The sequence below is a fragment of the Virgibacillus sp. GM2-2 genome (assembly GCF_055329585.1).
This window is the reverse complement of the sequence record NZ_JBUZWC010000038.1, coordinates 1-340: the sequence shown is the minus strand read 5'-3', so window position 1 is coordinate 340 and position 340 is coordinate 1. Positions and strand designations below refer to the sequence as shown.

At 46.2% G+C, this 340-nt stretch carries 1 protein-coding gene; it reads right to left on the bottom strand.

What is annotated here, in order from left to right:
• Window positions 1–206: transposase (locus ACY9Z2_RS18885; RefSeq protein ID WP_463611225.1), on the bottom strand; the 206-nt coding region annotated here is incomplete at its 3' end.
• Window positions 207–340: the final 134 nt, after the last annotated feature.

Sequence of the window (340 nt, the reverse complement as noted above, 5' to 3'; positions counted from 1 at the left end):
TTACGGTCAAGGTTTTTCAGTTTCCGGGACATGTGTTGTCCTTCCTTCTCCTGCAATCCGTTCCGTAAAATCCGAACCATCTGCGCTCGTTCTTTGTTGTACTGGTGGTTGATAGATTTCAACACCTTGCCCTTGACGATGACAGGCTGATCGCCTGTATTATCTGCAATGGCTGCAAGGTTATCGATGCCAATATCCACTCCCATGATTCGTTTCGGGGTGAAGAGAAAATCGTTCTTGTTGTCTTTCGGCCTTAGCAATGCCTTTTCGTCGGTTTTCTTGAATATCAATTCGACCACATAGCGCCCGTAAAAAGGCACGATACGCACTTGTTGGAAAC